The organism is Vibrio penaeicida (assembly GCF_002933855.1).
Classification (GTDB): domain Bacteria; phylum Pseudomonadota; class Gammaproteobacteria; order Enterobacterales; family Vibrionaceae; genus Vibrio; species Vibrio penaeicida_A.
In genome coordinates this window covers 1,033-1,503 of the sequence record NZ_BFAQ01000077.1, presented here as the reverse complement: position 1 = coordinate 1,503, position 471 = coordinate 1,033, and the positions used below count along the sequence as shown (strand labels likewise).

The following is a 471-nucleotide window of genomic DNA, read 5'->3' as shown; positions in this document are numbered from 1 at the left end:
TGCGGTTTAAGCTGGCGTTATGTGCTTTGAGGGAATGATTGATAGTGGAAGTTAAATTTAGAGGCTTTATTGACTCTGATGGAGAGATCTTGGAGGGGATTTTGGCTGAAAATGGTCAGTTTGATTACCCAGAAGTTGAAGATAAAAAATCAATGAAAAGAGTCTCTCAATGTGATGGGGCAGTTTTTATAGTCGCTGAAATTGAAGGTATCATTGGCGGGTTTGCTAAAGGCTTTTACGATGGCTCGCGAGCACAAATTCAATTAGTTTCTGTTGCCAATCGATTTAAGAAAAAAGGTGTGGGCTCGAAGCTAGTTGACGCTGTGATCGGAGGACTGAAGGCGAAAGGTGCTACAACAGTTTCAGTGGTCAATTTAGAGAGTACAGCAGAATATTGGTCTAAACGCGGTTTTGAAAAACTGCCAGTTCATGTAATGGTAAGACGCACATAACAAAAGCTTCAAACCGACA

At 41.2% G+C, this 471-nt stretch carries 1 protein-coding gene; it reads left to right on the top strand.

Features of this window, described 5'->3' with window-relative positions:
- Positions 1 to 44 precede the first annotated feature (44 nt).
- On the top strand, positions 45 to 452 hold the full coding sequence (locus VPNCDNU1_RS28205) for a GNAT family N-acetyltransferase (RefSeq protein WP_167404914.1): 408 nt from the start codon (positions 45 to 47) through the stop codon (positions 450 to 452).
- The last annotated feature ends 19 nt before the right edge of the window (positions 453 to 471 follow it).